Origin of the sequence: Celeribacter persicus, assembly GCF_003050785.1 — a bacterium.
Classification (GTDB): domain Bacteria; phylum Pseudomonadota; class Alphaproteobacteria; order Rhodobacterales; family Rhodobacteraceae; genus Celeribacter; species Celeribacter persicus.
Map to the genome: position 1 here is coordinate 70,714 of NZ_QAOH01000012.1, position 17,429 is coordinate 88,142.

General features: G+C 58.3%; 13 protein-coding genes and 2 pseudogenes. 1 reads left to right on the top strand and 14 read right to left on the bottom strand.

Translation table 11 applies throughout. The features are described 5' to 3' along the window. Positions 1–33: 33 nt before the first annotated feature. From C8N42_RS14725 to C8N42_RS14740, 4 genes are all read right to left on the bottom strand, one after another. Positions 34–1,221 (bottom strand): ABC transporter permease, encoded by a 1,188-nt coding sequence (locus C8N42_RS14725; RefSeq protein ID WP_107817340.1) that lies wholly within the window; start codon positions 1,219–1,221, stop codon positions 34–36. After that, positions 1,218–2,141 (bottom strand): ABC transporter permease, encoded by a 924-nt coding sequence (locus tag C8N42_RS14730; RefSeq protein ID WP_245890161.1) that lies wholly within the window; start codon positions 2,139–2,141, stop codon positions 1,218–1,220. The genes C8N42_RS14725 and C8N42_RS14730 overlap by 4 nt, the downstream gene beginning before the upstream one ends. Beyond that, entirely contained in the window at positions 2,138–3,241 is a 1,104-nt protein-coding gene (locus C8N42_RS14735) for an ABC transporter ATP-binding protein (RefSeq protein ID WP_107817341.1), read from the bottom strand. Before C8N42_RS14735 ends, C8N42_RS14730 begins: the two co-directional genes overlap by 4 nt. Positions 3,242–3,304: 63 nt before the next feature. Beyond that, complete coding sequence (locus tag C8N42_RS14740; RefSeq protein ID WP_245890163.1) at positions 3,305–4,450, bottom strand: extracellular solute-binding protein; 1,146 nt, start codon at positions 4,448–4,450, stop codon at positions 3,305–3,307. Positions 4,451–4,712: 262 nt separating this feature from the next. On the opposite strand from C8N42_RS14740, the gene C8N42_RS14745 reads away from it, so the two are divergent. Beyond that, complete coding sequence (locus tag C8N42_RS14745; protein ID WP_107817342.1) at positions 4,713–6,197, top strand: aminotransferase-like domain-containing protein; 1,485 nt, start codon at positions 4,713–4,715, stop codon at positions 6,195–6,197. 448 nt (positions 6,198–6,645) lie between these two features. Here C8N42_RS14745 and C8N42_RS14750 read toward each other — a convergent pair whose 3' ends face one another. The 10 genes and pseudogenes from C8N42_RS14750 to C8N42_RS14795 all read right to left on the bottom strand — a co-directional run bounded on the left by C8N42_RS14750 (position 6,646) and on the right by C8N42_RS14795 (position 17,259). Beyond that, positions 6,646–7,959, bottom strand: a complete 1,314-nt coding sequence (locus C8N42_RS14750; protein ID WP_107817343.1) for a TfuA-like protein — start codon at positions 7,957–7,959, stop codon at positions 6,646–6,648. Further along, complete coding sequence (locus C8N42_RS14755; RefSeq protein WP_107817344.1) at positions 7,959–9,128, bottom strand: YcaO-like family protein; 1,170 nt, start codon at positions 9,126–9,128, stop codon at positions 7,959–7,961. Before C8N42_RS14755 ends, C8N42_RS14750 begins: the two co-directional genes overlap by 1 nt. A 41-nt stretch (positions 9,129–9,169) precedes the next feature. Next, a complete protein-coding gene (locus C8N42_RS14760; protein ID WP_170109318.1) occupies positions 9,170–10,558 on the bottom strand; it encodes an NAD(P)/FAD-dependent oxidoreductase in 1,389 nt (462 codons plus the stop codon). Beyond that, positions 10,555–10,833: a PqqD family protein gene (locus C8N42_RS14765; RefSeq protein WP_107817346.1), complete on the bottom strand. Its 279-nt coding sequence runs from the start codon at positions 10,831–10,833 to the stop codon at positions 10,555–10,557. Before C8N42_RS14765 ends, C8N42_RS14760 begins: the two co-directional genes overlap by 4 nt. Before the next feature lies 1 nt (position 10,834). After that, on the bottom strand, positions 10,835–12,286 hold the full coding sequence (stsB, locus tag C8N42_RS14770; protein ID WP_107817347.1) for a StsB family radical SAM/SPASM domain sactipeptide maturase: 1,452 nt from the start codon (positions 12,284–12,286) through the stop codon (positions 10,835–10,837). Between the two features lie 95 nt (positions 12,287–12,381). Then, positions 12,382–12,816 (bottom strand): hypothetical protein, encoded by a 435-nt coding sequence (locus C8N42_RS14775; RefSeq protein ID WP_170109311.1) that lies wholly within the window; start codon positions 12,814–12,816, stop codon positions 12,382–12,384. Continuing rightward, positions 12,756–13,070: pseudogene (locus C8N42_RS14780) on the bottom strand (transposase); the annotation flags it as partial. The pseudogene C8N42_RS14780 and the gene C8N42_RS14775, both read right to left, overlap by 61 nt. Before the next feature lie 271 nt (positions 13,071–13,341). Then, a complete protein-coding gene (locus C8N42_RS14785) occupies positions 13,342–14,370 on the bottom strand; it encodes an IS110 family RNA-guided transposase (protein ID WP_107817349.1) in 1,029 nt (342 codons plus the stop codon). A gap of 88 nt (positions 14,371–14,458) precedes the next feature. Continuing rightward, positions 14,459–14,978, bottom strand: a pseudogene (locus C8N42_RS14790) (IS5 family transposase); the annotation flags it as partial. A gap of 790 nt (positions 14,979–15,768) precedes the next feature. Beyond that, positions 15,769–17,259 carry an aldehyde dehydrogenase family protein gene (locus C8N42_RS14795; protein WP_107817350.1) on the bottom strand — a complete coding sequence of 497 codons (1,491 nt, stop codon included), beginning with the start codon at positions 17,257–17,259 and terminating at the stop codon, positions 15,769–15,771. Positions 17,260–17,429 lie beyond the last annotated feature (170 nt).

The following is a 17,429-nucleotide window of genomic DNA, read 5'->3' on the forward strand; positions in this document are numbered from 1 at the left end:
CAAACAAAAAAGGGGGCCTTACGGCCCCCTTTCTCATTCCTCTGTCTGCGGTGGTGCAATCCCGCCAAACGCCCCGCCAAAGGCCGAGTTGTTCTCGACTTTCGGCGCAGGAGCCGCAGGGGCCGATGTGCCCACACCTCCGAAAGCACCGCCAAAGGCACTGTCGGGTTTCGGTACGGTGACGCCCTGCTCCGCCTCCTGCGCCTCGATTCTGGCCCGTTGCTCAGCACGAAGCGCCTCCTGACGGTCGAGTTTTTCCTGAAGGATCGCCGCCTCGCACTGGCTGCTGTCGTATTGCGAACCCGCGTAGGTGATCCCGCCGATCACGGCCACGAGGATCGCGAACACAACCCCCGGATGGGTCAGCGCCCGTGTTATCGGATTGGCATAAAGCGGTGAACGCGAGGCGCGCCCTCCGGCCTCCGCCTCCTTGCGGCGCTGGAAGGCCTCGTTGGTCAGCGCCCCGATTAGCGTCAGGGTGATGATGATCACCGCCAGCGCGGACAAGGACGGATCGGTGCCGTGCCGCACCTTGGACGCAAGGGCGGTGGTAAAGGTGCTTTCTGATAGAACCGTAAACACCGTGGTGTTGTAGTTCTCGAAAGAGGCCAGAAGCGTGATAAACGCCGCCGAACCGATGGCGGGCGCCATGAAAGGCAGAAGGATCTTGCGAAACGCCTGACCGGGGGTTGCGCCAAGGTCCAGAGCTGCCTCCGTCTGGGTCGCATCGAACCGCTGCAACCGCGCAATGAACACCAGCATGGCATAGGCCGAGACAAAGGTGATCTGGCCGACGATGGTCAGGAAATAGCCGTTGTAGAGAAACCCCGCTCCGATGCCCCGCGAGATTTGCCCCCACAGAACGATGGTCGAGATACCCAAAACCACGCCAGGGATCAGGATCGGCAGGATCAGGACCGTGTAAAGCGTTGAGCGCAGCTTCGAGGGCAACTCGGAAAGCGCCAGAGCCCCCGCAAGCCCGATCGGCACAGCCAAAGCCACGACGCCAAGGCCGATGATTACGGAGTTCATCAGACCTTCCATCAGGCGCGCATTGCCGAACAATTCGCCAAACCAGTTGGTGGTGAAACATTCCCACGGGGCCACCCGTGGAAATCTCGACGAATTGAACGCGGTCAGCGCCATGATGATCAGCGGACCGAAGAGGAAGGAGAAGAACGCAAGCGCATAGGCGCCGCCGAAAATTGTATTCCTGTTCATTTGCCGATCTCCCCGACGGAGACCTTGAAGACACGCATCATCAGCAACACGAAGCTGATACAGGTCACGAGCAGGACGACGGCATAGGCCGAGCCTCTGGGCCAGTTCGAACTTTCATTGAACCACTGATAGATGACTTGCGTGAACCACAAGGACGACGGTCCGCCCAAAATCTGCGGCGCGGCCAGTGCACCGGCGGTGAGCATGAAAACCATGGTCGCGCCCGAAGCGATGCCGGGTTTCGCCATCGGCAAAACCACCCGCCAATGCACCCGCCACAGAGGCGCGCCCATGTCGCGGGCGGCTTCGACCTGAGTATGATCGAGCGCCTCGACGGCATTGTAGATCGGGAAGATCATCAGAAGGATATAGGCATAGGCAAGCCCGCAATAGAGCGCCACATCGGCACGGATGAAATCCACCGGCGCGTCCCAAAGCCCAAGCTGCATCCCCCATGTGTTCACCACACCCGTCGAACCGAAGAGCACGCGGAAGGCAAAGGCGCGCAGGATCTCGTTGATCCAATAGGGAATGATCAGCCCGATCACCATGAGCCGGGCGGCCACACCCTTGGCACCGTGCGCAAGGATATAAGCGATGGGGTAGCAGATGATCACGTCGATGCCCGTCACGATCAGCGCCGCGATCAGCGTGCGCACGAGGATCAGGATATCGAGCCGGTTCACCGAGCCATCGTTGTTGAAGAAAAAGCTACGATACTGTTCCAGCGTGTAGTGATCCGCATCCGTGCCGAGCTGATCCACCGGCAGATTGAAACGGAAGGAATAATCGAGCATCGAAAGCTGCGGCAGGGTGATGAACACCACAACCCAGAGCGTGACGGAAATGGCGACAAAGAGCGCCGCCCCCATCCCGTGTTTGGCGAGCAGGGCATCATAGGCGAGTTTCAACTGTTTCATGTTTCGCTCGCCATATGCCCGACCGGAAGGATGGTGCCGTTCATCGGCGCGAAGCCCAGAGACAGGCTCTCGCCCTGCCCCGGAAGGCTGCCCGCCAACCCCGCGTTGACCATGGAAATACGCAATTCGTTCTCACCGGCTTTCGCAAAGACATGGTTGGTCGCGCCTTCGAATTCTTGCCGCGCGAGCGTGGCCTGAAAGGCGTTCTCGGTCGCGCCGGGAATGAGCTGTTCGGGGCGCACAAAGAGCAATGCTTCGTCGCCTGCCTTATATTTGCGCCCGCCGCCCACGCGGGCCTCGAACGTGCCCATCGGGGTCTCAAGCGCGGCTGTCTCGCCGGACTGGCCCTTGATAACGCCCTGCAACGCGTTGTTTTCGCCCACGAAAGACGCCACAAAGGCCGAGCGCGGGCGGTTGTAGATGCGATCCGGCTCGCCGACCTGTTCGATCACACCCCGGCTCATCACCGCCACACGGTCGGACATGGTCAGTGCTTCGCCCTGATCGTGGGTGATGTAGATGAAGGTCACGCCGACCTGTTTCTGAATGGCGCGCAGTTCCGTGCGCATGTGCTGACGCAGCTTGAGATCGAGCGCGGAGAGAGGCTCGTCGAGCAACAGAATATCCGGCTCGACGGCCAGAGCGCGGGCAATCGCCACGCGCTGTTTCTGACCGCCCGAAAGCTCGCCCGGTTTCTTGTCGCCGATCCCCGGCAGCGCGATCATCTCCAGCAGTTCGTCGGCTTTTTTGCGGCGCTCTTTCTTGGAAACGCCCCGCACTTCGAGCGGAAAGGCGATGTTCTCGGCCACGGTCATCAGCGGAAACAATGCGAGATGCTGGAAAATCAGCGCGGTCGGGCGTTTGTTCGGACCAACCCCGGCCATATCCTTGCCACCGATCAGGACCCTGCCCTCGGTCGGTTCGGAAAAACCGGAAATACAGCGCAGCATGGTGGTTTTGCCGCACCCCGACGGACCGAGGAAGGAAAAGAATTCGCCGGAATTGATCTTGAGATTGGCGTTGTCGACGGCGGTGTAAGTGCCGAATCGGATCGTGACATGGTCGAGCAGGACAGAACGGTCTGGGATCGTGTCGGGCATGATGCCTCTCTTATGAATTGAGTATGAAAAGGCCCCGTCCAAAATGGCGGGGCCTGATCGGGATTAGGCCGAGAGAAACTTGTTGGTGAACTCGGTGCGCATTTCCGAGTACCACGGCGCCTCAGCCGGCCATGCATTGAGGTTCGCCAGAGCGTCGCCCGGATAGGCATCGGCAAAGTTCTTGGCGTAAATCTCGCCACCATAGGCATCCGCGCCCAGAACCGGCGAGTTGTAGCCATGGGTCTTGATCGCCTCACCGGCCCACTCGGGATTGTAGCAGGCATCAATAAAGGCATAGACCTGCTCGATGTTCTTGGCGCCCGTGGGCATCGACATGCCGTCGACCCAGGCCATCGCGCCTTCGACAGGGGCACGGTACATCACCGGCTCGCCTTCATTCTTCAGAGCGATCGGCGGACCGTCCCAAGTCTGACCCACGATAACGCCCTCGTTGAGAAGGCCGTTTTTCTGAGTGTCGGCGTCGTTCCAGATCAGCTTGATATTGCCTTTCTTCTCGATCGCGTGCTCGATGACCTTGGTCCAGACCTCGGTCATTTTCTCCGGGCTCTCATACGCCGCCCACATGGAACCGGGTTCCATCATGCCAAGACGTTCCATGCCGAGGCCAAGGCCCAGCAACATGGAATGGCCACGCCCCATGGTCTTACCGGCGTTGGCGTCATCCCAGATGTCATAATAGGACGGGAACTCGCCCGCAGGGGTAAACAGGTCGGTGCGCCACGCCACGCCTTCGGTGCCCCAGATATGCGGCACCCAGCAAGTGCCGTCAAAGTTCCAGTGCTTCTCGCCCAGAGCCATGGCGGGGTTCACCTTCTCGATGGCGATCTTCGTCATGTCGAAGGGCTGCAGCAGGCCGAGTTCGGCCCAGAGAAGGTTGCGGTTGACGGTCGGCGACACGATGTCGAAACCCTCGCCGCCCGTGGCTTTCAGCTTGTTGATGATCTCTTCGTTGGAACCGATGCCGGTGAAGTTCAACTTGATGCCCGTGGAGCCTTCGAAGGCGGTAACGAAGCTTTCCGGCAGATAGTCGGACCACATCATCACGTTGATCTCGCCCGATGAGGCAAGCGCGGACCGGCTCACGATGGCCGGTGCGGCCAGACCGCCGAGAACCGTCGCGGTGCCTTTCAGGAACGAGCGGCGCTTGAGGCCATTGCGCTGTCCGGTGGTCGAATTGATTGTCGTCATGTCACTCCCCGTGAACCTGTGTGTTGTTATGCGGCGGCTGGGCGTCTGGCCCGATACCGCTCATGCAAAAGCCTAGAGGTCGGGCTTTTGCTCAATTTAGAGCCAGAAGGTGCAAAATATGGAGCCAGAGGGGCTTTCCTTCTGTCACCTTTCGTGCTGCACAATAGAGTGGCGTTTGACCCGCCGGTTTGCCCGTATCGGGGCAGGATCGGGACCGCGCCGAAACCACGCGGGCCGTCACCGAAGAACCATGAGAAAACCCATGCTGGACCGTTATTTCGAACAGCCTTTCGATCAGAGCGCCTCTTTGCAGCACCAGATTCAGGAGCGGCTCATTCAGGCCATTCTCGACGGTGCGCTCTCGCCGGTCGATCCGTTGCCCTCCTCGCGGGAGTTTTCCAAGACCCTCAAGGTCTCGCGCAACACGATCTCCATCGTCTACGAGCGGCTGCATCAGGACGGGTTCATCACCGCCAAGCCAAGGCGCGGTTATTTCATCGACGAGAATTTCGTGCGCGAGAAACTCAATGTCGCGCCGCCCCGGCATCGGACGGGCACGGGTACGCGCGCCGATTTCGACCGTTTCCTGCCGCGCCGCTTCACCGACCAGCTCAATATCGCCAAACGCGCCGACTGGCGGCGCTTTCCATACCCGTTCATTTACGGTCAGGTCGGGCGCGATGAGATTTCCGTGGCGCGCTGGCGCGATTGCCTGCGCCGGGCGGGCACGTCGCGCCATGTCGGCACCTGGGCGGACGATCTCTTCGACAGCGACGACCCGCTTTTGCTCGAACAGATCTCCCGCCGCGTCCTGCCACAGCGCGGGTTTCGCGCCGGTCCCGATGAGCTTCTGATCACGGTGGGGGCGCAGAATGCGATCTGGATGGTCGCCAATCTGTTTCTGGCGCCGGGCCGGGTGATCCATGTCGAGGACCCTGGCTATGTCGATGCCCGCAATATCTTCGCCGCTCAAGGTGCCGAGGTCATCCCCTCTCCGGTGGATCGCAACGGTTTGAAAGCAGGCGAGAATCTTGCAGGCGCAGACCTAGTTTATGTCACACCGGGGCATCAGAGCCCAACCAATATCACCATGCCGATGGAGCGGCGTCTGGCGCTTCTGGAAGCGGCCTCCACCCATGATTTCCTCATTCTCGAAGACGATTACGAACATGAACTGAACTTCGTCGGCGCGCAGCATCCGACGCTCAAGGCGCTCGACGGCACGGGGCGCGTGATCCATGTCGGATCGCTGACCAAGCCGCTGTTTCCCGGCATCCGCCTTGGCTTCATCGCCGCCGACCCGGAAGTGATCCGCGAGATGCGCGTGCTGCGGCGGCTGATGTATCGCCACCCTTCGGCGTTGGCGCAACGGGCCATGGCCCTGTTTCTGTCCGAGGGACATTACGACGCCCATATCCGCCGTCACCGGCGTGGCATGGCGGAGAAATGGCGGGTGATGCTGCGGGAGATCGACCGGCAATTGCCCGGCTGCGAAGTGACCATGACCACGGGCGGCTCCGGCGTCTGGCTCGCTTTGCCCGAAGGCATGGATGCGGGCGCGGTCAAGACACAGGCCGAGGCGCGCGGCGTGCTGGTCGAGGACGGCACGCCCCATTACCTGCGCGAGAATGCGCCACTCAATCGGCTGCGGCTCGGGTTCGGGGCGATTGATCTGGCCAAGATTGCGCCGGGAATCGCGGAATTGCGCGCGGCAATCGAAGCTGTGCGAGACAGCTCCAAAAACTGAAATTGGACTGTCGGCAAAGCGTCGGACTTGCGGCGGGCGTTTCTCCGCCCTGCGCCCCCAATCCGGAATATCGCATCTCATCCCTGCCTCAAACAGAAGGCCGGACTCTTTATCCGTCACACATCTCAGATCAAACGGACCTTGGGCGCAGGGTGCATGATGGTTGGCTGTGTGGGACAAAGCACCATTTCGCTGCCTATGCGCAAATGTCGGCTTCCTGCAGACAGAGGAAAAACTGAAGAGTGGATAAGCATCAACGTATAGCCTCCACGACGCCGCAGCGCAAAAGATGCTTTTTGCATGCTCGTTTCGGAAGTATGAAAGCAAATCTGAGGAATGCGATAAAGGCTTTAGAGGGGATCATAGACGAAGCAAGCGTGATCCTGACATCAGCTTATGAAAAGGAGTAGGCTCCGCCTCCCCCACAGTCTAACTCGATCAGCGTGCTTCAGATTTGCCCGTCTCCGCGCGGGTTCTTGCCACTTTTCACATCCAGAGCGAAGAAGCGCTGCGCGGCTCGCCCCAGTTCCTCCAAGCTGTGAAAGCCCCGTCGCGCGTGCTCTATCTTCGGTGTGCTATCCAAATTCCTCCAATGTCGCAAAAAGAGACTTGCGCAAATTTGCGGCGGGGGAACCTTGATCGGATCGGAGTTGGTCGCCTCATCTGCCTTGCTCAGGATGTTCTGCCAATCAGACCAACGGTCCGTTCCGCGCATCTGGTTTACCATTTCGGACCGCCAATCACAGCGGTGCCAGATTGGCCAGGCGCGCACCAGGATAAGAAGACACAGGTCTTCGTGCGACAAGGAACCCAGTTCTTTTTCCGTGAACCAGTCGTGCAACTCGGCCGGGAGGTCTTTTGTGCTCTTGACGCCAAGCAGGTTGGACGTTTCCTGACCTTTGCCAGCCGCCTCTCTGAGCATTGCCGCAAGGGCTTTGTGGTGTAACGCCGGGTAGTCGGGGTCAAAAAGGCGGGCTGCATCCAATACGTCGAAATCAGTTTCCCAACGCCCCGAGGGGTTCTTGCGGCGCGAGCGCCAGAAAACCTCTTCGTGCCGCGTTAGCCTAGTGAGCTGTATTTCATTTGTCCCGATCCCTTCCAGCGCCTCTCCTTCCTCAGCCGCGGCTGTCAAAGCGCTCACCGCATCGAGCAGTTTGAGGTTCCAGCGCCCCAAGCCAATGTTCTCTTCGAGGAGTTGAAGCTCGTCATGGTATTTCACCAGATCACCATCCTGGCACAGGCGCTCCCAAGTTCTTTCGAAAAAGGGCATTTCCTTTACGATCGTCGTAATGCCCTCCGCAGCGCTCGGTGACATCAAGCCAGCCGAGATCGCTCTTTCGCACCCATAGCGAAGGTTCACCATCGCGACCGACAAGGCGCAGAAATCGAGCTCTTCCGGACCGTGCAGAATGGCCACTTCGTCGTCACCGTCTATTTCTTGATTGGCGTACATTTCGAAAACCGACCCGACGCCAATCATGCCAAACTCAGACAGTTCGCAGGCGCGAAGTGCGCCGATGCTCGCGCATCCAATCGTTTCGACCCCCTGTTCGATCAACCAAAGGATTTCCTTGTGGCCCACCGACAACTGGTCGCGGAAATACCCATCGACAATGATTGCCTTGTCGCCCGTGCTCCAACTTTCAGCAAAGATATCGCCGCGACCAGCTGGAGGCCGCAGCTCCGCCCACGGTAAATGCGCCGTGATGTCAGAGCGTGAAATCGTTGGTCCAGCAAAGATGACAGTCTTGTTCGGATGCATCAAAAGACCTCCGGCGTCACAAGAGCGTTTGGAACAACGACACGCACCACCGGCACATCAATGTGAGGGTGCGTCAGGTCTGAGAACAAAGGTGGGGCGTCAAAAGCCTGAACCACCCGCCCGACAACCTCATCCAGATCTTCAGACAGGCTCATCCGTGCGGATTTCGGGACAAGGGCCACGGCATCATCCTGCGCGGCACTGACCTGCTGCTGATGAGATGTGGAGAGCGATCTATCTAGATCATCCCGGGCGCCGGAAACATAGCCCAGGCGCGCCTGGGCGGCCTCGGTGATTGCACGTGTAAGAGCAATTTCCGTGCTGGAATGGCAGCCAAAACCTGTGAACTCAGCAGGGTAATCACGGCTGTAAACCTGCGCCATGAAACATGGCAGCCCGGTTGGTGATTCAAGAGAACAGACCTCCAGCGTGACCTGCGCGTTGCGGAATTTCTCCAATAACCCCGCGACGACGCTGGAGGAGATCGACAAAAGATCGACCTTTTGTCTGTTTTGCCCTCCGCTCTTTAGCATCCGGGTAATCGCATCTCGCTCAATCACTTCATACAAGCCGTGCAACACCGCCTCGAGCACCGAGTTTCCGCTTGCCAGTCCATTTGTCGACGCGAAAAAGGCAGGTGGTGTCCATTCGACACCACCCCCCAGAGAAAAACAGACCAACTCGTGCGGGAGCCAAGTGGCTGATCCATCGACGAGCGACACCGCCGGCACCCAGTAAATTGGCAGCCCGTCGTGCAATACCGACGGTTCAGCCCGTGGTAGATCATAAACATCATAGCCAAGCCGGGGCTTCATTTGACGGATGGGGGCCAAGATGCCTCCAGCCATTGGCTGCTCGGCATGCCAATGCTCGATGGACTCCATCATCGCAGAAACCCGTGCGAGATCCGGCGTCACCCCTTTGCCCTGCGATACTACAACGATCAAGGAATTGGGGCGTACCGCCTGAAACGTCGGGATCCCAACTGAATCCAGCCGTGTAATGTCTGCGACCCGGGTGATCCCGACCTTGCTGGCAGCCGCACGCGCCATGTCCAAGGTTTTGGCGACCGAGCATGCCCGGTCCGTCCCGGGCAAACACACTTTCGAGGCGTCGCGGCGCCAAGCAAAACTATCGATCGACGCGGTATTCTTCAGTACGTCCTGCATGACGCTGCTTGCTCCAGTCCTGGCGTGATCCTGCGACGGTTTCACGAGGTGCTTTCGATTTTACACTCGAACACCCCGAATTCGGCCACCCATTTTTCAAGTTCCGGAAATTGCGCCATCGCCTCCAATGTCGAAAGCGGTGGCTTTCGAACCTTCATCGCAAGTTTCAGCCGCTCTTGAGTTGTCAAGGCCGAGCCCTCCCCCGGATGAGCCCGGGTTTGGAAAAAGTCTTTGGCCAATTCTTTGCTGCGCAATGTGGCCAATGCGATCTGTTGTGAAATTCGGCGTTCCAGCGACGACAAAGAAGAAGAGGGTTTCTCTGGTTTCTTATCCTGCGCCGTCTGCTGCATTCTCGTGACATCCCAAAAGGCGGTCGCAGCCTCGGCAATGCCGGCCTGCAGGTTGCCGTCGAGCCCGACACTTGGGAGGTTTTCCGAAAGCCAACGTGCTCCCAAGGCGGCGCTCGCCATGCCAAGCGAATGGGTGGGCTCTACCGCAACAAACGCGTCGCCGAGCGCCAGGAATCCTCGGGGAAAAGTTGCCTCGTCATAGTGGCGCCAAATGTTGCTAAGATTGCGGTATCCGTTGACTAGCCCAACCGGCGGAGATGCGGCCATTAGATCGGCGACGATTTCGGGCCCCACGCTGCGTGCATATTGCAAAAAGCCGTCCTCGGTCACGGGAGGAGGGTCAGATTTCGGGCCGGTCAGCGTTACGATGAATTCTTCATTTTCGATCGGGTACACGGTCGCACCACGGCCATTGGCGGACGCGCTGTCCTGTGGTTGCAGCAAAATGGCAGGAAGTACATCGTACAAACCGTTTGATGCCGCATAGCGCCGCGAAGAAGATGCCATGCCGGACGAAACCACAGACGCGCGCGCGGCTGGAACACCAAGAGTGGACAACCAGTCCGGCGCCTTGGAATTGCGACCGGTTGCGTCAACGACAAGCGCGGCGTCGAGTTTTTCGGTCGTGCCATCACCACGATTGAGCACGACGCCACCCACCCGCTGTTTGTCCCCGAACAGGCGATCCGCTGTGGTTTCCTGACGAATCTCGATCCCTGCGTTTTCGCGCATGACGTGATCCACAAGCGCGCGACTGCAGGAAATCACGGATGTGCCCAAGTCGAAGCGTTCGAACCATCCCATTGGCGCGCTTATCAAGGCGTTGTTTGTCAGATCGATCCTCCGCGCTCCGGCGGACAAAAGGCACTCGATTGTTCCCGGCATCAGCGCCTCGAGCGCCCGCATGCAGCTTTCGACCATCAGGTGGCAATGTCTCGATTGTGGAACACCAAGCCGTTGTTCGGGCAGATCGGGGTACCGATCGCGCTCGATGACCATGACCTCGTCGACATGATCACGCAAAGCAACAGCCGCAAGCAATCCGGCATAACCACCGCCCAGGACGACTGCTCTGCTCATTGTACGGTTTCCACCACCCATCCATTCGCAAGTGCCGTGTCAAGAAAGCCCTTTGTGTCCGACAAAACGGTCACGGCCAATTCTGCATTGCCCGCAGCAAAGTGCCCCACAGTGGCCGACAAGACATCCCGACGCGTCATGCCGTCCGAAACCAGCATCCAAAGGTACGACCCTGTTTCGTTCAGAGTTTGAAAGTCGCCCGTTTCAAGGTGGTAAAAAGAGACGCTGCCCTCCACCTCATTCCACATCATGGACTCGCTGATCCGAAGCTTCATGTTAACCTACGACACTTGACAGGGGAGCGGCATCATGCACGGTCCTTTCCGGCGCTGCCGCTTGAGATTTCCAATCAAAGAAGACGGAGTGAACTTCCCCGGTTCTGACTAGATACGGCTTGGTCATCTCCAGGTTTCCGGCTGCAAGCTCTTTTCGTTCTACCCCAACCTCTTGCCACATCCGCGCGATAATCCCGTGACGAAGTATCCTGCAATAATTCCGGCTGTTGCGCTCGATATTGAATGTTTCGGACATATGCGTTGCACGGCACCCACCGCCGCAGGACGACCTGATATAACACTTGCGGCAATCCGAATGAAATTCACCCTCGAACACAGTGCTTTTGCGCATTCCACGCAGCAGCGGGTGATCAAATATCTCTTTCAGCGATTGTTCACGGACATTCCCCGCATGATGCGACTTCTCAGTCACAAGCTTGCATGGATACACATTCCCGGTCGAGTCGATGTAGATTTCATTGCCGCCCATCCCGCAATTTCCGCGAACTGTGCAAGGATTGTAAGGTTTTGGCACGTCGGGATTGATCTTGTTCGCAACGGACGAAGTCCATGAAATGTCTTGCAGCCTAAGATGGTCCTTCCAGCCAAAGCTCGAGTCGTCTTCGGCGCCGCGCCCAATATCGTTGTGTGACATCAGGCGGATAGCGCCAATCTCGAAATCATCCATGAAGGTGGCAAATTCTTCGACTGCCTCCACATTGTCAGACGTCACAAGGTGATTGATTTGCGGAACAACGCCCTGCGCATTCAACAGCCTGAGAGCGCGGCAGGTCGAGGCAAACGACCCCGCTCCACGGGTCTTGTCATGAGACGCGGCAGCGGCGCCATCCACGCTGATCGTGACCATGTTGAACAAGCTCGCGAATTTCTGCGCCGTGGCCGCATTCTTGATCAGTGTACCATTTGTTATGATGTTTGCCGTCAGGCCCAGGTCCAGCGCATGTTCGACGATCGCGAACAGGTCCTTTCTCAACGTTGGCTCACCGCCGGTGAATATCACCTGTTTGGCACCCATCATCGCGATTTGATCGATCACCTCCAACGACTCGGCCGTTGACAACTCGCCTGGCCGACGCTTGAGCGATGACGCATAACAGTAAGGGCAGCGCAGATTGCAACCATCTGTAATAGCGTAATAAACCTGAGAGAGCTGCACTTCATCGAAATCGAGGTTGGGCCGATTTCCGTCGATGTACACGATCCAATTCAGCACAAGTTTTGACAGCAAGCGACGGACCCCATCCTTCAGGTCCAACTGTCCGCTCTTGAGCGGGTCGCTTAACGTTCTTAGCGTGCCGAACTCCTCCTCGGTCAACACGCATCTCCCCCCCACCAGGGGATTGATGACGAGAAAACATCCGTTGTGCTTGAAGTAGGTTAGGTCAGCAGGAACCTGAAGCCGATCAACAGTTAGCACAGGTACACTCTCCATTCAGGGTCCCAAAAAAACGCAGGAGAATTAACTGCACCACACTGCGGGCTGCGTAGTCCAAGCTCTAACAGGGAACCTGTAAAGTTCCAATTGCCTCAGCGTTGGACTTGTTCTGCACCCGATCCAGACCCAGACCAGACACCACACATGCAGCGCAGAGCCACTTCGCCCTGCATCGCCGACGCGGCTGGCAGCGCCCATGGCGCTACACCGGCGTTTTTGGATGTTTCGGAATGCGCCGAAATAATCATATCCACTTCATCTTGGTTCATTTTCTTCAGAGCCAGCGCTAGGGTTTCTGGAATCGGCTCTTGAAAAACACCGGCGGCCAATAGCGCCTGGACGGGATCATACGACACGACTAATTCCCTTTTGAAAGATTTCTTCAGCATCTTCGAGGCTAGAAGCCCTAAGATGTAATTGTCAATAAAATTCTCGCTTAGGTTGATCTGACGCCAAAGGCCAGAACTCATAACCAGAACAGCACGGTGGCGGCCAATGCGATGGCAGAGAGGAAGACCTTGGGGCATCTGTCGCAGCGGGTCGCCACGCGCCGTCAATCCTTGAGCCTGCCGAACATGATCTCAATCCGATTACGACGTTTGTATCGGCGCTTGTCGTACTTGTCGGTTTTCTTGCGCTGCTTTTAGCCCGGGATGCAGGCACGTATCCCTTTGTCTTTCAATGCTTCTCTGAACCAGTCGGCGTCATAGCCACGGTCTCCAAGCAGCCAGTCGACGTCCGGCAGGCTGCTCAGCAAAGCCCGTGCCCCGATGTAGTCACTTCTGTGGTTGCCGCCCGTAGTGCAAGAAGCTTTTGACCATATTAGCGTGTGATCGAGTGCGAACTTCTGTGAGGCCTTCATGATACGGCGTTTCCAGAAGCCGCGGGCCGGGATGGTGATCAGCAGATTGGGTCCAAATCTGACTTTCGAGCTCAATGCTCGTAGCGACTAACTGGTTTTCCCAATCCAGATCTGTTCGATCATTTTGCCCATTCAGGTCGTCGTCTTCTCACACTCCCTCGGCACCGGCCCTAGCGGTTCGACATGAGCATCATGCCACGATCGCCATCGCCGGATCTCTGTAATCTTTATTCTTTGTCAGCATCGCCCAGATCTGGCGGGCCATCTTATTGGCGAGCGCGATCGCGACCAGCATCCTGGGTTTGCGCGCCAGCATGCGTGACAACCAGCTGCCCTCCGTAATTGTGCGCTGTCCGAGCCAGTTCAGTCGCGACATTGCGCCGATGATCAACAGGCGTCGGATATCGGCTTGACCAGCCTTCGTCATGCGACCAAGGCGCTTTTTGCCTCCGGAGGAATGTTGCCGAGGAACAAGGCCCAACCATGCCGCAAAGTTGCGCCCGGTTTTGAATTCCACCATGTCGGGACCAAACGCTTCGACTGCAACGGCCGTCAGCGGTCCAACACCCGGCATCGTCTGCAGCCGGCGTGCTCTGTCTGACTGGGTGGCCAGCGTCTTGAGCTTCTTGGTGCGCTCAATGATGCGCGCGGTTTTCTCCGCGATCTGCCCGAGCAGGTCCAGGCACTCTTCCCGGATCAGCGCGTGCAAGTCGACGGTCTCATCCTGCACAAGCGCCGTCATGCGATTGAGGTGGGACATGCCGACCGGAAACACATAGCCGTGCTCATACAGCAGAGCCCGTAAGGCGTTCACATCAGCGGTCCGCTGATGCACCAAGCGTTCCCGGCCGCGGAAGACCGCCGCGCAAGACTGCTGCTCGACTGTTTTGGGCTCCACGAAACGCATCTCAGGCTGGCGTGCCGCAATGACAAGCGCCTCAGCATCGGCCGCATCATTTTTCTGCCGCTTCACAAAAGGGCGCACATATTGCGGGGCGATCAGCTTTACCTCGTGCCCAAGAGCTTCCATCTCACGGGCCCAAAAATGTGCGCTGCCGCACGCCTCGAAAATCACCATGCTGGGCTCTTGCTGCGCCATGAACGCGGGGAATTGCTTCCGCGTCAGCTTCTTGCAGAACTGGACCTCCCCCGTTCGAAGGGCACCATGAACTTGAAAAACTGCCTTTGCCAGATCGACCCCAATCATCATATTCTTCATCTCGCCGTCCTCCTTTGCGCGTGGCGTTGAACACCACGACCTTGGCACATTGCGATGCCGTCTAAGGAGGGCAGCAACCACTCCATCTGACCTGTCCGGCAGACACAAAGAACCTGATCGGGCGGCCATTCGTGTCAGTCACCGCATGGAGCTTGGTGTTCATACCGCCTTTGGTGCGACCGATCAGGCGCCATTCGCCATTGTGCTTGAACCAATGGCGCACAATGGCTCATCCCCCTTTTTCGACCGCAGGCTCAAGGCCGTGCGGTGCGCTTTGAGATAGGTCGCGTCCATTGCCCGGCAGGGCATCGCAACGCGATGTCCCGAGAGGGGATCATGATGGTCGTCGGCTCCGCCGCTTCGGCGGCCAACCCTTCGAATATCCGGGCGAACACGCCCATCTCGCTCCAGCGCTTTCAACGGTTGTAGAGTGTCTTATGAGGCCCATAGGCAGCAGGGGCATCGCGCCATCGTAATCCATTGCGATTGATGAAGATAATCCCGCTCAACACGCGACGATCATCGACGCGGAGTCTGCCGTGGGACTTGGGGAAGAAAGGCTCAAGACGCGCCATCTGCTCGTCGGACAGCCAGTAAAGATCAGACATGTCCACCGCTCGGTTTTCGAACCGTGAATCACGTCGCTTGCAGAAAATCAATGGGCCCTGACCCTAGGGGGACAGCGCTTCTCTTCAAATAATGTTGCTCACGGGTAATTCGGTTTGTTGCCGCCTGATGTTCGAGGTCAGCGCAAAGATCGCAGACCAACTGCTCTCATGTTGCCCTGCACTGGCCAAAGCCATTCGGACATTGCGCGTGTCCAATGTGGGGAAGGTTTTGGTTTCTTGCTGGAAGCACTTCAATCTACTCAGCAACTGATGACGCCGAAAAACCGATGCGGTTCACATCCATGGGCACAGCCAGATACTCGAAGACTAAATCTACACTCCCCAATTGACCCGCAGTTTGGCAAGAGAAATGCTGGCGAGACCGCGAAATCGCCCCGATCCGCCAACTGCCAGCCCACCTACCCTAGGTGGTCCATGAAATACACTCGTCACAGATATTAACACTACGATTGATATGGGAACTATCAAGGACGGGACAGCGAAGTCAGCAGATCAAATGGTGGACGTTGGCCAAAGCTCGGCAAGACAGAAGCTATTGATACACCAAATCTCTGGCATGAGGACGAGTAGCTTAACCGCGTCAAGATTCTAATGGAAAATCTCTGAAGCTGAAACACAGCCTCGCCAGAAAACGAAAAGCGGACATCTATGTGAAATGCAGAATCAGAGGATTTGAGCTCCAAACCACCCTTCGCCATGGCGTTCATGAACGGCGGCTTATCCCGCATCGGTTGACGATCTGCCCCGCGAACAAAACAGAACTCCCCCCTTAATCCATCGCGATCACAATCGTCTTAGACCGGGTGAAATGGGCGAGCATCGATTCCAGAGAGGCCTCCTTGCCAAGCCCCGAGCGCCCGAACCCGCCATAGGAGACGTTGGGCTGGATCGTCAGGTTCTGGTTCACCTGCACATAGCCCGCGTTGAGACGCGAGGTGGCGTCGAGCGCGGTGGAGAGGTCTTCGGTCCACACGGACGCCGCGAGCCCATAACGGCTGTCATTGGCCTTTTCAATCACATCCTCATAGTCGGACCATTTCTGAATCGCTGCCACCGGGCCGAAAATCTCGTCGCGCAGGCAGGGATGATCTTCCGGCAGGTCGAGAAGCAGGGTCGGCATGGCGAAGAGATCGGGCGAGAGCGCGCTGTCCTCCGGCATCTGGCCGCAGCGGATCACCTTGGCCTCTGCGGTTGCTTCGGCCTTGGCCACGTAATCGGAGACCACCTTGGCCTGTTTGGCATTGATGATCGTGCCGATGTCCGTGGCCTCATCGAGCGGATCGCCGATCTTGAGCGCATTCAATTCGGTCATGAGGGCGGCAATAAAATCGTCATAGAGGCTTTCGTGGACATAAATCCGCGAAGAGGCGGTGCAGCTTTGGCCCTGACGGGTGAAACGCATTCCGGCGATGGCGCCCGGCACGGCCTTGTCGAGCCTGGCGTCGGCGCAGACGATCATCGGGCTTTTGCCACCCAGTTCCAGAGACACCGGCACGATGCGCGCGGCACCGGCTTTGTAAACGGTTTCCCCCACGGCCTCCGACCCGGTGAAAGTGATCTTCGCCACATCCGGATGCGCGGTCAGCGCCGCGCCACAGGCGGTCCCCGTGCCGTTGATCACGTTGAGCACGCCCGCAGGCAGGTGTTCCATCAGGATTTCGGCGGCGAGATAGGTCGCGAACGGCGCTTCTTCGGAGGCCTTCACCACCACCGTGTTGCCCGCCACCAGAGCAGGGGCGATCTTGAGCATCATGAGCACCAGCGGCACATTCCACGGCACGATGGCGGCGACAACCCCCAGAGGTTCGCGGGTGGTCATGGTCAACATGCGCGGGCTGAACGGGATCGTCTCGCCTTTGAGTTCGGAACCCAATCCGCCATAGAATTCAAGGATATCGGCGGAAGTCTTCACCTCGCCCCGGCATTCGGTGCGAATGGCCTTGCCGGTCTCGCGCGCCAGAACCTGCGCCACCAGTTCGAAATTTTCGGCCAGAGCCCGCCCGGCGGCGGCGACGCACTTGCCACGCTCGCGCGCCGGGGTCAAAGCCCATGCCGCCGCCGCCGCTTTCGCCGCCTTCACGGCCGCATCCGTCTCGGCAGGGCCAGAAGCGGCAGCCTGCCCGAGCACCGCGCCCGTAGCCGGGTTCAGCACGTCGAGGCCGGAGGCGACGGGCACGCGCGCACCGCCCACGAGGTTGAGGGTCTGATAGGCCGCGATGACGGCCTGCGGGTCGGGGAATTGGGATGCGATCTGGCTCATGCCCCTTGCATTGCCCGAAAATTTATCCCGGCAAAGGCACCAGCATTTCAAAACAATGAGTCCAGTGCATGTGCGTCCATATTTTGACCAATTGATACAAAATTCCACTGGCCCAATAAATCTAAAGCTCTGGCTCTATAGGCCCGGCCCGCAAGCGGTGATTTACTTGG